Origin of the sequence: Hyphomicrobium sp. (genome assembly GCF_020852195.1) — a bacterium.
GTDB lineage: Bacteria > Pseudomonadota > Alphaproteobacteria > Rhizobiales > Hyphomicrobiaceae > Hyphomicrobium_C.
The window spans coordinates 28,491-44,488 of sequence record NZ_JADZBI010000092.1 but is presented as its reverse complement, the minus strand read 5'-3'; the positions used below and the strand labels follow the sequence as shown (position 1 = coordinate 44,488).

Below are 15,998 nucleotides of genomic sequence, written 5' to 3'. Positions count from 1 at the left end.
ATCAAGGAAGTCGGCTTCGAGCTCTACCAGTCGATGCTGGAGGAGGCCGTCGCGGCCATGAAGGGCGGCGACCTCGGCGAAGGCGACGACAAGTGGAGCCCGGAGATCGCGATCGGGCTTTCGGTGCTTATTCCGGAGACGTACGTCGCCGACCTGCAACTCAGGCTCGGGCTCTACCGGCGGCTGTCGGCGCTCGAGACGCGGGCCGAGATCGACGCCTTCGCGGCCGAGCTGGTGGACCGCTTCGGCGAGTTGCCGGCGGAGGTCGAGCATCTGCTCGACGTGATGGAGATCAAGGGCCTCTGCCGTGCGGCCGGCATCGCCAAGGTGGATGCGGGGCCGAAGGGCGCCGTGGTCACGTTCCACCGCAACCAGTTCGCCAACGCGCAGGGGCTCGCGCAATTCCTGCAGGCGTCGCGTGGGCTTGCCAAGCTGCAGCCCGACCACAAGCTCGTCTTCCGCGGCGACTGGGACCAGCCGGAGGTGCGCTTCAAGGGCGTGCGTGGGCTCGTGTCGGCCCTGGCCGAGATCGCCGCCAAGGGCGCCAAGGCGGCTTAGGTCGCGGCTTGCCTGTTAATGCCGATCGTCTGCTAGGGGCCAGGAGCGGACATCCGCGGTCTTGCGCAGCTAGACAATCCGCCGTCGATTGGCTGATGTCTGCTTGATGCCGCTCACATATGGACGCCGGATTGATCAAAAATGATGGTATCCGTTCCCGATGAAGCGTCGCTTCGTACCTGCGCCATTCCGTCTTACGGTCCGTCGTTCGCACAGCGGCAGGGGACTTTTTACTCAGGACCGCATACCCAAGGGTTCATGCGTCATCGAATACCTCGGACGTCCCGCCACCGCAAAGCAGAGGAAGGAGAATCGCGGGAAGTATCTCTTCTGGACGAGCGATACGAGCATGATCGACGGGAACATCCCGGAGAATACCGCCCGTTTTATCAACCACTCCTGCGCGCCGAATTGCGAGATCGATATCCACAAACGGCGCGTCTATATTTTCGCGCTCCGCAACATCGAGCCTAGTGAAGAGCTTTCCTACGATTACGGCGAGGAGTATTTCGAGATGCATCTGGCAGGAAGCTGCCGCTGCGCTAAGTGTTCTAAATAGTGCATACCCCGTCATGGGGGCGATCTCGACTTCGCCTGATGACGGTGAGGTCCGCTTCAGGTCAGAAGCTGACGAGCGCCGAGCGTTTGATCTTGCCGTTGGCGGTGCGGGGGAGGGTGTCGACGAAGCGGATCTCGCGCGGGCACTTGTAGGCGGCGAGGCGTTCGGCGGCGAAGGCCAGGATGTTCGCGCTGTCGGTGGGCGAGCCGGGCTTCAACACGACGAAGGCGCCGACCACTTCGGCGCAGGCGACCTCGGCGATGTCGGGGTGTGTCGCGAGCACGGCTTCCACCTCCATCGGCGAGACGCGGTAGCCGAGCGCCTTGATGATCTCGTTGTTGCGGCCGAGGTGGGCGATGTAGCCGTCCGCGTCCATGCGGCCGAGGTCGCCGCCCGCGAACCAGTCGCCGCGCAGCACCTCGGCCTGCTCGGCCGGGCGGTTCCAGTAGCTGAGCATCAGGCCGGGGTCCGAGCGGTGCACGGCGATGAGGCCGTCGCTGTTGGGTGGAAGCGGTTCGTCGGCGCCGTCTACCGGCAGGATAGCAACGCGGCGGCCGGGCTGTGCCTTGCCGACGGTGCCGGGCTTTCTCGGCACGCCGGGGCCGGTCGAGATGTAGGTCGAGATCTCGCTCATGCCCAAGGCTTCGTAGAGGTCCCTGCCGGTGCAGGTGGTCCACTCCTCGAACAGGTCTGGCGGCGGGGCCTCGCCGGCCATCAGCGCGTGGCGCAGCGTCGGCATCGTGGCGGGGCGGAGGTCCGTGTATTTCAGGATCTGGCGGAAGATACCCGGCACGCCGGCGAACAGTGTCGCCTCGGTGCGTTCGATGAGGGTCGGCCAGAGGGCCGGGTCCTTCTCGCCGGTGTAGACGATGGCGGTGGCGCCGTTGGCCCACGGGTCGGTGAGGCCGACGCCGAGCGTGAAGGTCCAGTTGAAGGCGCCGGCGTGCAGCACGCGGTCGGCGGCCGAGATGCCGTACCAGCCTTGATACATCGGACGGCGCCCGAGGGCCGAGCGGTGGGCGTGGAGCACGCCTTTCGGATAGGCGGTGGTGCCGGAGGTGTAGATCAGGAAAGCCGGATCCTCGGCACGTGTGGGCGTGTAGTCGATGCGCGGGCCCTCGCGCATCATCCGCGCGACATCGTCCGGCGAGAGCGCGAGCGGCGCGTTCCCCGACGGCCGATGTTCTGGATTTCCGCCCTCCCTAGCCCTCACCCGCAAGGGGGGAGGAGATTCGGTTGTGCCCGTTGACAGGGGCGAGGTGCAGGCAAGGGTGGCGGTGCTGCTGTCGGTGAGCAGGAACAGCGCCTCGCGGTCCGTGAGCTGGCTCGACGCGGGGAGCGCGACGAGGCCCGCCGCCACAGCGCCGAAGAAGAGGATCGCGTAGGCGCTCGTGTTGTCGAGGCGGATCATCACGCGGTCGCCGGGAGCGAGCCCCAACTCGCGCAGCGCGCCTGCCGTGCGTAGGACAGCGTCCTCGAGGTCGGCGTAGGTCCAGATCTCGGACGGTGCCGCGTCGGGGTCGCCGATGACGATCAGCGCCGGCTTGTCCGGCGCCGCCGCGGCCGCGCCGGCGAGGCAGTAGCGGGCCATGTTGAAGGGCGGATTGTTGGCGGGCGTGTAGAGCGGCAGGTCCATTCGGTCTTGTTCTGCGGTTGGCCGGCCCGTTAGTTCTGCGGCCGGATCCACCAAGTGTCGAGGTTGAAGCCGAACAGCGGCATGCGCTCCGGGTGCGCGAGACGCCGCCAGGAGGCGACCCACTGCGCCGGCGGGTGGAAAAGCGGGATCACATATTGACCCGAGAGCAGCACGCGGTCGAGGGCGCGCACGGCGGAGACGAAGTCGTCGTTGCCTTCGGCGGCCAGCATGGCGGCGATCATGGCGTCGACGGCGGGGTTCTTGACGCCGGCGTAATTGTAGGAGCCGGGATCGTCGGCGACGCGCGACGACCAGCGGAAGAGCTGCTCGTTGCCCGGCGACAGCGACGACGGCCAAGTGAACTGGATCATGTCGTAGTCGTAGTCCTTGAGGCGCGACTGATACTGCGCGCTGTCGACGACGCGGATGCGGGCCGTGATGCCGATCTTGGCGAGGTCGCCCTTGAAGGCGCCGAGCAGGCGCTCCTGGCTCGTGGTCGCGGCCAGGATCTCGAAGGTGAGCGACTTGCCGGTCGCGGTCTCGACGAGGCGGCCGTCCGTCAACGTGAAGCCGGCCTCCGCCAGCATCTCGAAGGCGCGCCGCGCGTTCGAGCGGTTCTGGGGTGTGCCGTCGCTTTCGGACACGCGCCAAGTGCCGTCCAGAATCTCAGGCAGCACGGCGTCCGGGAACGGTGCGAGCAGCGTGCGCTCGCGCGCGTCCGCGGGACGTCCGGCCGAGGAGAGCATCGAGCGCTCGAAATAGCTCTGGCTGCGCTTGTAGAGGCCGTGGAAGAAGCTCTTGTTGACCCACTCGAAATTGAACAGGTGGATCAGCGCCGCGCGCACGCGCGGGTCGGCGAACACGGGCCGGCGCGTGTTGAAGACGAGCGCCGTCATGCCGGCCGGCAGGCCGATCGCGATCTCCTCGAGCTGGATGCGCCCGTCCTTGGCGGCGGGGAAATCGTAGCCCTTGGCCCACAGGGCAGGATCATCCTCCACCCGCAGATCGATGGCGCCGGTCTTGAACGCCTCGAACTGGGTGGCGCCCTCCCGAAAATACTCGAAACGGATCTCGTCGAAGTTGAAGCGCCCGCGGTTGACGGGCAGGTCGCGGCCCCAATAGTCCGGGTTCAGACGGTAGGTGATCGAACGGCCGGGGCTGATGTCGGCGATGCGGTAGGGGCCGGAGCCGATCAGGGGGCTGAGCGTCGTCTCCTCGAACCGCTCGGCATCCATGGCGTAACGCGGCAGGATCGGCATCAGGCCGAGGATCAGCGGCAGCTCTCGGTCCTCGGCGTCGGCGAACACGAAGCGTACCTCGCGCTCCGACAGCGCCTCGGCCTTGGCGACCTTGCGATAATACGTGCGGTAGTTGGGGCGGCCTTTGTCGCGCAGCACCTCGAAGGAGAAGAGGACATCGGCGGCCGTCACCGGGTTGCCATCCGAGAACTTCGCGCGCGGATCGAGGCGGAAGGTGACTTGGCTTCTGTCCTCGGGCACGTCGATGGTTTCGGCAATGAGGCCGTACAGCGTGAACGGCTCGTCCTGGCTGCGGGCCATCAGGCTCTCGATGACGAACTCGCGGATGCCCTGCACGGGCTCGCCGCGCACGATCATGGGGTTGAGGTTGTCGAAGGAGCCCGAGGAGCCGAGCGTGACGCGTCCGCCCTTGGGGGCGTCGGGTGCGACGTAGGGAAAATTGGGAAAGCCGGCCGGGAGAGCAGGCTCGCCGTGCATGGCGATGGCGTGCGATGGCTCGGCGTGCGCCTCGGAGGCCCCCGCTCCCGGCGTCGCCACGACCTGAGCCAGCGCGACAAGGCTCGTGAAAATCAGCCGTTGCACGGATCTCTCCTTAAAATACCCGGCGCAAGGTGTTGGATTCGCTCGCGTCGCCAGGGTCACGTAGCACACCACGCGGGCAGGCCAATGGCGGATCGGCGCGGCGTTTGCGTGGCGGGATTGCAACGGCCGTGTCGTTTCGATCTGTGCAAGATCCCAGCTCCGTTTCTGCGGTCACGGGATTGCCTCATTCGGGGCTTTAGTGCCGGGCCGGACGACGCTGCTAGCGTCTGGGGCGCGCGCCAATAATTGCCGATTGAGCGCTGCGAAGTGGGGATGAGCTGCTGGCCGGCGAACGCCAGGCGGCTTCTGGACTGGCTCATATACGAAAGGTCGATTTTCCTATGTCGCACAGAAATAGCTTCGCAACGAGCTTGGGACGCGGCGTATTGGCGGGTGGCGCGGCTCTCGCCCTGGTTCTCGGGATTGCCGCTCACGGTGGTCCGGCACATGCGCAGGACGCCAAGGAGAAGGCCGCTCCCGCCGCCAAGGATGCCAAGGACGCACCCAAGCAGAGCGCCTGGGTGAAGCTCTGCGAGAAGTCCCCCCTGGTCAAGCACGACAAGGAGGGCAAGGAAATCAAGGAAGAGAAGAACATCTGCCTCACGCACCACGAGCGCCTCGACGGCAACTCGGGCATGGTACTAGTGTCGGCTGCGATCCGGCAGGTCGAGGGCAGCGACAACGATCACCTCATGATCATGGTCCCGCTCGGCATGGCCATTCCGCCCGGCATCAAGGCCGCAGTCTACACGAAGGAGCAGTGGGAGAAGGCTTCCAAGAACGAGAAGATCGACGACAAGGAGTTAAAGCCGGTCGATCTCAAGTTCTCGCTTTGCCATCCCTCCGGCTGCACGGCCGAGACCGAGGCCACCAAGGATATCGTCGAGCAGATGAAGGTCGGCGGTGGCATCATGGTGCTGGCCATGAACGCGCAGGCGCAGCCGATTGGCTTCCCGGTTCCGCTGGACGGCTTCACCGATGCGTTCGCCGGTAAGCCGGTCGACAACGCCGAGTACAAGAAGGCGCGCGGGCAGCTCATGGCGCAGATCCGCCAGCGCCAGCAGGAGGCCTACGAGAAGTTCAAGGCCGAGAAGTTGAAGGAGCTGCCGCCGCAGCCGGGTGCGGCCGAGGCTGCCGCCGCTGCTGCGAAGAAGGATGCACCGAAGAAGTAGCCGGCTCGCCGCTCGTTCGCGCGACATGACAAGGCCGCCCTTCGGGGCGGCCTTTTTTTCGTTGCCTCCTATTCCATCGCGTCGGGGGCGACGGACGTGGCGTGGGATCAGTGCGGCTGGATGAAGACGGCGCGGTAGCGGCCGTTTTCATCCTCGACGAAGTAGTCGTCGAGCTGAGGGTGGCGCAGGGGCTCCCCGCTCTCGTCGGGCAGCAGGTTCTGCTCCGACACATAGGCGATGTACTCGGTCTCGGAGTTCTCAGCTAGGAGATGATAGAACGGCTGGTCCTTGGTCGGGCGGCTCTCGGCAGGAATCGCGAGGTACCAGTCCTCCGTGTTGTTGAACACGGGATCGATATCGAACACGACGCCACGGAAGGCATAGATCCGGTGTCGGACGACCTGGCCAAGCGCATACTTCGCCCTGCGCACGGCTGGCGTCTGTGCTCTGCGCTTGCGACGGCGCGGCTGCTCGTGTGCTTGTTTCCGCGGCATGACCATTATCCCCAGGGCGCATTCGAAGGGAGCGCCCGGCGGATGTCAACCGATCTATCGAACATAGTTGACGGTCGGGTGCCCGTGCGCTGAATCAGACTCCATAAGCGGCGCCGCGCTCGGGATCTTTCTTGGCGACTAGGCGCGCGAGATCGACGATGACCTTGGCCTGCTTCCAGGTGGCGTCGTCCTGCATCTTGCCGTCGATCATCACGGCGCCGGTTCCGTCGGGCATGGCCTCCAGGATGCGCCTCGCGAAAGCGACCTCCTTCACGTCCGGCGAGAAGACACGCTTGGCGATGTCGATCTGCGTCGGATGCAGCGACCAGGCGCCGAGGCAACCCTGGATGAAGGCATTGCGGAACTGGGCCTCGCAGGCTGCCGCATCGGAGAAATCGCCAAACGGTCCGTAGAAGGGCTTGAGGCCGTAGGAGAGGCAGGCGTCCACCATGCGGCCGACGGTGTAGTGCCAGAGGTCCTGCTGGGCGCGGACGCGCTCGGCCGCCGCATCGGCACCGGCGTCGGCGAGCACCGCATAGTCGGGATGGCCGCCGCCGACGCGGGTCGTCTTCATGCCGCGGGAGGCGGCGAGATCGGCCGGGCCGAGGCTCATGCCGTGCATGCGAGGCGAGGCGGCGGCGATGGCCTCGACGTTCTTCACGCCCTCGGCCGTCTCCAGGATGGCGTGGATCAGGATTGGCCGCTTGACCGCGTACTTGGCCTCGAGCTGGGCCAGGAGCTGGTCGAGGTAGTGGATGTCCCACGGGCCCTCGACCTTGGGCAGCATGATGACGTCGACCTTGTTGCCGGCCTCGCGCACGATCTCGGTCACGTCGTCGAGCACCCAAGGCGAGTTCAGGCAGTTGATGCGCGTCCAGAGGCCGGTCGAGCCGAAGTCGTTGTCGCGCGCCATCTGGATGAAACCCTTGCGCGCAGCCTCCTTGTCGCCCACCGGGATGGCGTCCTCGAGGTTGCCGAGCACGACGTCCACCTGGGATGCGATATCCTTGATCTTGGCGCGGATCTTCTCGTTGTGCGGCGGCACGAAATGGATCATGCGCTCGATGCGCACCGGCAGCGTGCGGTAGGGTTCCGGCGCGCCGATCGCAAGAGGCGCAAAGTGCTTCGCGGGCGTGCGGACGGCGCTCATGGGGAGACCCTTAGTCTGGATGCGGATGGGATGGGATCGCGGCGCACTCTAGTTTGAGAACGGTCAGAGTCAACGTGCTCCCTACATCCGAAAACGATCGGCGATCGCGTGCGAGCGGAAGCGCGGAAGGCAGGGCAGGGACGGCTCGCGTCAGCTTGCGGAACCGTTCGGGGCGGCGCCGTTCGGCGTGCGCCAGTCGACGATGTTCTCGCGCGTAGGGTGCAGCGAGCGGTAGGGTAGCGGCATCCTGGTCTCGTCGCTGCCAGCGCGGCGCTTGAACTGGACGGTGCGAATCATCTCGCGGATGCGCGGCTGGATCTCGGTGCGCCAGCGCGTGCCGCTGAAGACGCCGTAGTGGCCGACGCCGGGCTGGACGTAATAATAGTGCTCGTCGACGGGCACGTTGGTGCAGAGATCGTGGGCGGCTTCCGTCTGGCCGAGGCCGCAGATGTCGTCGCGCTCGCCTTCGACGGTCATCAACGCCGTCTTGCGGATGGCGGAGCAGTCGACGCGCTTGCCGCGATGCATCATCTCGCCCTTCGGCAGCACGTGGTCCTGGAACACGGACTTGACCGTCTGCAGGTAGAACTCCGCGGGGAGATCCATGACGGCCAGATATTCTTCGTAGAACGTCTTGTGGGCGTTGACCGAGTCGCAGTCCCCCTTGACCAGGTTCTCGAACAGCTTTACGTGCGCCTGCGTGTGGCGCTCCAAATTCATGGTCATGAAGCCGGTGAGCTGGATGAAGCCCGGATAGACCCGCCGCCCGAAGCCCGCGTTGGGGAACGGCACGTAGTTGATAACGCTGCGCTCGAACCAGGAGATCGGCTTCTCCTCGGCGAGCTTGTTGACCTTCGTCGGGTTGCGCCGGGTGTCGATGGGTCCACCCATCAGCGTCATGGAGGCCGGCTGAGCCGGATCGTCGTTGGCGGCCATGACGGCGGCGGCGGCCAGCGCCGGCACCGCCGGCTGGCAGACGGCGATCACATGCGTGTTGGGACCCAGGAACTGGATGAACTCGATAATGTAGTCGATGAAGTCGTCTAGGTCGAAGTTGCCCTCGTAGAGCGGCACGTCGCGCGCGTCGGCCCAGTCGGTGATGTAGGTGTTGTGCTCCTTGATCATCTCCTGGACGGTGCTGCGCAGGAGCGTCGCGTAGTGGCCCGACATCGGCGCGATGATGAGCACCTTCGGGTCGTACCGCTTGCCGACGACGGTCTCGTCGCGGTCGAAGTGCAGGAGGTTGCAGAAGGTCTTCTTGAGAACGATCTCCTCGCGCACCGGGACGGTGAGGCCGTGGACCTTGGTCTCTTTGATGCCGAACTCTGGCTTGCCGTAGCGGCGCGTCATGCCCTCGAACACCTCGCAGGCGGCGGCGATGTTCTTGGCGAACTCGGTCGAGGCGAAGGGATTGAGCGGTGTCTCGATCTGGGCCTTGACGGCGCGCGTCATGAGGCGGACCGGGTGCAAAAGTGCGTGCGCCAGTTCGTAGGTGTAATAGTGCATTAACCTCGCCCTCCCGCGGGTGCTCGCGTGCACTGCAGCAGGAGCGCCTCGCGCCGTCAAGCTTTCCGTCTCAGAATTGTCGTAATTGACGTTAGCGCAGGCAGGAATGTGACTAAACTTTGAGCGATCTGCCCAGAGTTCACGGCTTGACCGGCAATTGCCTCGCAAGGCAGCATCGTTGCAGTGCAAAACGCGGGCAGGGCCTTCGCACAGCGTCTGGTGTGCCTCCCCCGCCCGTCACCGTTCGAGGTTCGCGCCGAGTATGGGGATTATCACCAGCCTCCACCACGTCACCCGCTACGTCTACGACCGTCCCGTGGCGCTCGGTCCCCAGGTCATCCGGCTGAGGCCGGCCGCCCACTGCCGAGTGCGCATCCCGAGCTATTCGCTCAAGGTCGAGCCCACCAACCACTTCGTGAACTGGCAGCAGGATCCGCACGGCAACTGGCTCGCGCGCTACGTGTTCCCGGAGAAGACCACGGAATACAGCGTCACCGTCGATCTCCTGGCGGAGATGGCGATCGTCAATCCGTTCGACTTCTTCGTCGAGGGCTATGCGGAGACCTTTCCGTTCACGTACTCGAACGAGCTCTCTGTCGATCTCGCGCCCTATCTCGTGACGGAGCCAGCGGGGCCGTTGCTGACGCAGCTCATCGAAAGCGTGCCGCGCGAGGAGGAGCGCACCGTCGACTTCCTGGTGGCGCTTAACGCACGCATCAACCGCGACGTCAGCTATCTGATCCGCATGGAGCCCGGTGTGCAGGCGCCGGAGGAGACGCTCAAGCTCGGCTCGGGATCCTGCCGCGATTCAGCGTGGCTGCTCGTGCATGTGCTGCGCCATCTCGGGCTCGCCGCGCGCTTCGTCTCGGGCTACCTGATCCAGCTCAAGCCCGACATCAAGTCGCTCGACGGTCCTTCGGGTGCCGAGCACGACTTCACGGACCTGCACGCCTGGACCGAGGTCTATCTGCCGGGCGCAGGGTGGATCGGGCTCGATCCGACGTCGGGCCTCTTCTGCGGCGAGGGGCACATCCCGCTGGCGGCGACGCCGCACTACCGGACGGCCTCGCCGATCAGCGGCACGGTCGATCACGCGGAGGTGGAGTTCTCCTTCGACATGAAGGTGGACCGCGTCGCCGAGAAGCCGCGCGTGACGCTGCCGTTCTCGGACGACGCGTGGGAGGCGCTGCTCAAGCTCGGCGACGCGGTCGACAGCGATCTTTCCGTCCAAGGCGTCGGGCTCACCATGGGCGGCGAGCCGACCTTCGTCTCCATCGACGACTATCAATCCGCCGAATGGAACACGGCCGCGGTCGGTCCCACCAAGCGCGCGCGGGCCGACGACCTGATCCGGCGGCTGCGCGCGCGCTTCGCGCCGGGCGGCTTCCTCCACTACGGGCAAGGCAAGTGGTATCCAGGCGAGAGCCTCCCGCGGTGGACGTTCGCGCTCTACTGGCGCCGCGACGGCAAGCCGATCTGGCGCAACGATTCGCTCGTCGCACGCGAGGGCTATCTTGCGCCGACCGACGTCGAGGGCGCGAAGGCGTTCGCGGAGGGTATCGCCGACCGGCTTGGCGTCGGCGGCGATCATGTCATGGCCGCCTACGAGGATCCGGCACATTGGATCGTCAAGGAGGCGCAGCTTCCGGTGAATGTCGATCCGCTCGACAGCAAGCTCGAGGACAAGGAGGAGCGGGCGCGCATCGCGCGCGTGTTCGAGCGCGGCCTCAGCACGGCGTCGGGCTTCGTGCTGCCGATCCAGAGGTGGCAGTCGCGCGCCGGCACGGGCTGGATGAGCGAGACGTGGAAGCTGCGCCGGCAGCACCTGTTCCTGGTGCCGGGCGACAGCCCGCTTGGGCTCCGGCTGCCGCTCCAGGGACTGCCTTGGCTGCCGCCGCAGGCCGTGCCGCACATCGTCGCCGACGACCCGTTCGCGGAGCGCGGCGAGCTGCCGGATCCGGACGACATGATGCAGGTCTACCGGCGCGTCGGCGACAATCCCTACCGACAGTCCCATCCGCTGCCACACGACATCCAGGGTGCCTCGGTGCGCACGGCGATGGCGGTCGAGCTGCGCGAAGGCAAGCTCTGCGTGTTCATGCCGCCGCTCGGATCGCTCGACGACTATCTCGAGCTGCTGACGGCGGTCGAGGCCACCGCCGAGGATCTCGGTCTGCCCGTGCACATCGAGGGCTACGTGCCGCCGCCCGACCATCGGCTCAACGTCATCAAGGTCACGCCCGATCCCGGCGTGATCGAGGTCAACATCCACCCCGCGGCCACTTGGCGCGACTGCGTGGCGACGACGGAGGCCATCTACCAGGAGGGGCGCCTGTCGCGGCTCGGCACCGACAAGTTTATGGTCGATGGCCGCCACACTGGCACCGGGGGCGGCAACCACGTGGTGGTCGGCGGGCCGACGCCCTGGCAGAGCCCGTTCCTGAGGCGGCCGGACCTGCTCAAGAGCCTCATCGTCTTCTGGCAGCGGCATCCGTCGCTCTCCTACCTCTTCTCGGGGCTGTTCATCGGCCCCACCAGCCAGGCGCCGCGCGTGGACGAGAGCCGCCACGAGAGCCTCTACGAGCTCGAGATCGCGCTCGGGCTCATCCCGCCGCCGGGCTCGAGTACGCCGACCCCGCCGTGGCTGCTCGACCGGCTGCTGCGCAACCTACTCGTCGATTCCTCCGGCAACACGCACCGCAGCGAGATCTGCATCGACAAGCTCTACTCGCCTGACGGCACGGCCGGGCGGCTCGGGCTGATCGAGTTCCGCTCGTTCGAGATGCCGCCGGACTACCGCATGAGCCTGGCGCAGCAGCTCCTTATCCGCGCGCTGATCGCCAAGTTCTGGACAGAGCCGGAGGAGGGCGAGCTCGTGCGCTGGGGCACGGCGTTGCACGACCGCTTCATGCTCGAGCACTTCGTGTGGGCGGACCTCATGGATGTGCTCGACCAGCTCGGCCGGGCGGGCTACGCTTTCAAGGCCGAGTGGTTCGAGGCGCAGCGCGAGTTCCGCTTCCCGTTCTACGGCAGCGTCGAGCATGGGGGCGTCAAGCTTGAGCTCCGGCAGGCGCTCGAGCCCTGGCATGTGATGGGCGAGGAAGGATCGTCCGGGGGGACGGTGCGTTACGTGGATTCATCGGTGGAGCGGCTGCAGGTGAAGGCGGACGGGTTCAACCCGCGCCGGCACGTGCTCGCCTGCAACGGGCGCAACGTTCCGCTCACCTCGACAGGGCGGTCGGGCGAGTTCGTGGCGGGTGTGCGCTTCAAGGCGTGGCAGCCGGCTTCGGGGCTGCATGCGACGCTGCCCGTGCACGCGCCGCTGACGTTCGACGTCATCGACACCTGGAGCCACCGCTCGCTCGGCGGCTGTGTGTACCATGTCGCGCATCCGGGCGGGCGCAACTACGAGACGTTCCCGGTCAACACCTACGAGGCCGAGGCGCGGCGCCTGGCGCGCTTCCAGGACCATGGCCATACGCCGGGTCTCGTGACGGTGCCTCCCTCTGAGCGCAACGACGAGTATCCGGCGACGCTCGATCTCAGGCGGGCGCCGGGATGAGACGAGGCTTGGTGGTTTCCCCCTCCTCCTTGTGGGGAGGGGCAAAGGGTGGGGGAATCCCGGCCGGCGTTCTGGAATCCTCCCCTCCTATAACTCTTCCCCGCAAGGGCGGAGGGGACTGGCGGGCGTGCTGTGACGTTTGAGGCGGCCATGGCTCCGGGGGTATCGGCCGGCCGTGCGGTGCTGCTCGACGGCTACCGACCGCAGCCGGGCGTCTATGACGAGATGGTCGATGAGACCGGAGCGGTGCGGCCGCACTGGGCCGGCTTCGTCGACCGGCTTGCGGCCGAGGCGCCTGGTGCTCTCCAGCAGCGGTTTGGCGCGGCCGACCGCTATCTCAAGGAGTCGGGCGTCTTCTACCGGGTGTACGACGATCCCGCCGCCGGCGAGCGGCCGTGGCCGCTCAGCCATGTGCCGCTCCTGATCTCGTCCGAGGACTGGGTGGCGATCGAGGCGGGCGTCATCCAGCGCGCGCGCCTGATCGAGGCCTTCCTCGCCGATGCCTACAGCGGCGGCGAGAGGCTTGCGCGCCTCGGCGTCCCGGCCGCGCTGATGGCGGGCAGCCCCGATTTCCTGCGTCCGCTCGTGCAGGCCGGCCGCCCCGCGCCGCGTCAGCTCCATTTCTACGCCGTCGACCTCTGCCGCAGCCCGAGCGGGCAATGGCAGGTGCTGCGCGACCGCACGCAGGCGCCGTCGGGGGCCGGCTTCGCGCTCGAGAACCGGATCGCGCTGTCGCGGGCGCTGTCTGACGTGGTGCGGGCCTTCGACGTGCAGCGTCTTGCTCCCTTCTTCGACGCGCTGCGCGCCGAGCTCGCGCGCCAGCGGGCCGTGGACGATGCCGGCGTCTGCCTGCTGACGCCGGGCCCGCTCAACGAGACCTATTTTGAGCACTCCTATCTCGCGCGCTATCTCGGCTTCCGGCTGGTCGAGGGCATGGACCTCATGGTGCTCGGAGGAGAGGTCCACCTCAGGACCGTCGGCGGCCTGCGGAAGGTCAGCGTGCTGCTGCGGCGCATCGACGGCGATTTCGCAGATCCTCTCGAGCTCAACGCGCGCTCGAAGCTCGGCGTGCCTGGGCTCGCGCGGGTGGCGCGGCGCGGCACCGTGACGCTCGCCAACGCGCTCGGCTCCGGACTCGCGGAAGCGCGGGCGCTGCTCGGCGCGCTGCCGGCGCTGGCGGAGCCCCTCATCGGGGAGCGCCTTGCGCTGCCCAATGTCGCGACGTGGTGGTGCGGAGACGAGGCGCAGCGCGCGGCGGTGCTCGATGCCTTCGGCGCGCTCGTGATCGCGCCGGCCTTTGCGCGGGATGGCGGCGTTCCGCCGGGAGGCCCGTGGGTGACGGCGGATCTCGACGACGCCCGGCGTGCGCAGCTCCGGGCGGCGATCGCACGGCGCGGCGTCGATTTCGTCGGGCAGGAAGCGGCCACGCTCTCGACGACGCCGGTCTGGCGCGACGGGCGGCTCGAGCCGCAGCCGTTCGTGTTCCGCGTGTTCGTCGCCGCCACCGCCGACGGCTATACGGTGATGCCGGGCGGCTTCGCGCTGATCGGCCCGCAGCATGATCAAAGCGCCGTGTCGATGCAGCGCGGGGCGCGCTCGGCCGATGTGTGGGTGATGTCGGACGGTCCCGTGCCGCAGACCACGCTGCTCCCATCCGAGATGGAGATCGTGGTGCGGCGGGGGGAGGGCGTGCTGCCGAGCCGTGCCGCCGACAACCTGTTCTGGCTCGCCCGTTACGTCGAGCGTGCGGAAGCGACGCTGCGGCTCATCCGGGGCTATTGCGCGCGCGCGTCAGAGGACCGTGCGCAGGGCTCGGCGGCGGTGGCGGCGCTCGCGGAGATGCTGTTCCGCTGGGGGGCGGCGGACCATCCCGCCGTGCCCGGCGAGGCTGGGCTCTTTGCGCAGGCGGCGCTCGCGCAATCGGATCTCGACGGCTCGGTGTCGGCGCTGGTCGCGGCCGCGCGGCGTGCCGGGCTCGGCATCCGCGACCGGTTTCCGCCCGACGCGTGGCGGGCGCTCGAGGATCTGCAGGCGCACGTTGATGCCGCGGTCGACCGCGAGACGGCCGATGTCGCCGTGTTCGAACGCTCCCGCCAGGCGCTGCGCACGATCGCGGCCGTCACCGGCTTCCAGCTCGAGACCATGAACCGGGTGGCCGGCTGGCGGTTCTTCAAGCTCGGTTTCAGGATCGAGCGCGGCCTCGCTACGTGCCGCTTCGCGCGCCAGTTCGCGCGCCGGGAGGGAGGGTCGCGCGAGGAGCTCGACCTGCTGCTCGAGCTCAATGACTGCCAGATCACCTATCGTTCGCGCTATCCGTTCGGCGCGGCGTTCGCTCCGGTCATGGACCTCGTGCTGCTCGACGAGAGCAATCCGCGCTCGCTCGCGTTCCAGCTCGCGCAGCTCAAGGTGCACACGCAGGCGCTGCCGGTGCTGCCGCCGGAGCGGCGGCGCACGCCGGCTGTAGTGGTGGCCGACAGGCTGCACGCGCTCGTCTCGGGTTTCGATCCGGCGAAGATCGAGAGCGAGGACATCCTCGGCATCGAGAACGCACTCATGCATCTCTCGGACGAGATCTCGTTCTCGTTCTTCCGCGTGCGCGATCCACACGTCGCCGATGGCGGCTCCCCATGATCTTCGACATCCGCCAGACGACGTCCTACACCTACGGCTCCTTCGTGCCGTTCGCGGCGCACGTGCTGAGGCTCATGCCGCTCTCGCAGCCGGGCATCGACATCATCGCACGCGACATGTTCATCGATCCCACGCCGAGCGAGTTTTCGGCGACGCGCGATTTCTTCGGCAACGCGACGACGCACATCACGCTCAAGACGCCGCACAACGGGCTTACGGTGGAGAGCCGGTTCACGGTGCATCTCAACCGCGGGCTGCTCGCCGAACCCGAGGCGACGCCGCCTTGGGAGGCGGTGCGGGCCGCGGCGCAGGCTATGGTCTCGCTCGCGCCGCGTTCGCCTGTGCACCAGCTCTTTCCCTCACGCCACGTTCCGCTCGATGCCGCGTTCCTCGACTATGCGGCGGTGCACTTCGGGCCCGGCCGCCCGGTGCTCGCCGCTGCCACCGATCTCATGCAGCAGATCCGGGCCGACTTCCTCTATGATCCCACGGCGACCGACGTGATGACGCCGGCGCGTGCCGCCTTCGCCGCCCGGCGCGGCGTGTGCCAGGACTTCGCGCATATCATGATCGGCTGCCTTCGGTCGTTCGGCCTGCCGGCGGCGTACGTCAGCGGCTACCTGCGCACGCATCCGCTGCCCGGCATGCCGCGGCTCGAAGGGGCGGATGCCATGCATGCGTGGGTGTCGGTCTGGTGCGGAGACGAATTCGGCTGGCAGGACCTCGACCCCACGAACGGGATGCGGGCCGACACCGACCACATCGCTCTCGCGTTCGGACGCGACTATTCGGACGTGTCGCCCATCGATGGCGTGATCTTCGATTCCGGGCGCCATTCGCTCTCCGTCTCCGTGGATGTGCGCGAGCGGGCCGGCGTGCAATAGCGGGT

11 protein-coding genes are annotated in these 15,998 nt (G+C 67.3%); 6 read left to right on the top strand and 5 right to left on the bottom strand.

Annotated features, from left to right (window positions below):
• Window positions 1-558: TRCF domain-containing protein (locus IT540_RS07355; RefSeq protein ID WP_366029437.1), on the top strand; the 558-nt coding region annotated here is incomplete at its 5' end.
• A 160-nt stretch (window positions 559-718) separates the two neighbouring features.
• Window positions 719-1,117, top strand: coding sequence for an SET domain-containing protein-lysine N-methyltransferase (locus tag IT540_RS07350; RefSeq protein ID WP_291175195.1), 399 nt, complete (start codon window positions 719-721; stop codon window positions 1,115-1,117).
• Window positions 1,118-1,178: 61 nt separating this feature from the next.
• On the opposite strand, the gene IT540_RS07345 is transcribed toward IT540_RS07350, so the two are convergent.
• Both IT540_RS07345 and IT540_RS07340 read right to left on the bottom strand, forming a co-directional pair.
• Complete coding sequence (locus tag IT540_RS07345) at window positions 1,179-2,753, bottom strand: class I adenylate-forming enzyme family protein (protein ID WP_291175192.1); 1,575 nt, start codon at window positions 2,751-2,753, stop codon at window positions 1,179-1,181.
• 29 nt (window positions 2,754-2,782) lie between these two features.
• Window positions 2,783-4,594 carry an extracellular solute-binding protein gene (locus IT540_RS07340; RefSeq protein WP_291175189.1) on the bottom strand — a complete coding sequence of 604 codons (1,812 nt, stop codon included), beginning with the start codon at window positions 4,592-4,594 and terminating at the stop codon, window positions 2,783-2,785.
• A gap of 341 nt (window positions 4,595-4,935) precedes the next feature.
• Here IT540_RS07340 and IT540_RS07335 point away from each other — a divergent pair, with 341 nt between their 5' ends.
• On the top strand, window positions 4,936-5,766 hold the full coding sequence (locus IT540_RS07335) for an invasion associated locus B family protein (protein WP_291175186.1): 831 nt from the start codon (window positions 4,936-4,938) through the stop codon (window positions 5,764-5,766).
• Window positions 5,767-5,873: 107 nt separating this feature from the next.
• On the opposite strand, the gene hspQ is transcribed toward IT540_RS07335, so the two are convergent.
• From hspQ to phaZ, 3 genes are all read right to left on the bottom strand, one after another.
• Complete coding sequence (hspQ, locus tag IT540_RS07330; RefSeq protein WP_291175183.1) at window positions 5,874-6,260, bottom strand: heat shock protein HspQ; 387 nt, start codon at window positions 6,258-6,260, stop codon at window positions 5,874-5,876.
• A 94-nt stretch (window positions 6,261-6,354) separates the two neighbouring features.
• Window positions 6,355-7,410 carry a CoA ester lyase gene (locus IT540_RS07325; protein ID WP_291175180.1) on the bottom strand — a complete coding sequence of 352 codons (1,056 nt, stop codon included), beginning with the start codon at window positions 7,408-7,410 and terminating at the stop codon, window positions 6,355-6,357.
• Between the two features lie 150 nt (window positions 7,411-7,560).
• Window positions 7,561-8,916 (bottom strand): polyhydroxyalkanoate depolymerase, encoded by a 1,356-nt coding sequence (phaZ, locus tag IT540_RS07320; RefSeq protein ID WP_291175177.1) that lies wholly within the window; start codon window positions 8,914-8,916, stop codon window positions 7,561-7,563.
• Window positions 8,917-9,178: 262 nt separating this feature from the next.
• Between phaZ and IT540_RS07315 the strand changes: the two genes are divergently transcribed.
• The 3 genes from IT540_RS07315 to IT540_RS07305 all read left to right on the top strand — a co-directional run bounded on the left by IT540_RS07315 (window position 9,179) and on the right by IT540_RS07305 (window position 15,993).
• Complete coding sequence (locus IT540_RS07315; RefSeq protein ID WP_291175174.1) at window positions 9,179-12,478, top strand: transglutaminase family protein; 3,300 nt, start codon at window positions 9,179-9,181, stop codon at window positions 12,476-12,478.
• Between the two features lie 150 nt (window positions 12,479-12,628).
• Window positions 12,629-15,109 (top strand): circularly permuted type 2 ATP-grasp protein, encoded by a 2,481-nt coding sequence (locus tag IT540_RS07310; protein ID WP_291175171.1) that lies wholly within the window; start codon window positions 12,629-12,631, stop codon window positions 15,107-15,109.
• A complete protein-coding gene (locus IT540_RS07305; protein ID WP_291175169.1) occupies window positions 15,106-15,993 on the top strand; it encodes a transglutaminase family protein in 888 nt (295 codons plus the stop codon). Before IT540_RS07310 ends, IT540_RS07305 begins: the two co-directional genes overlap by 4 nt.
• The last annotated feature ends 5 nt before the right edge of the window (window positions 15,994-15,998 follow it).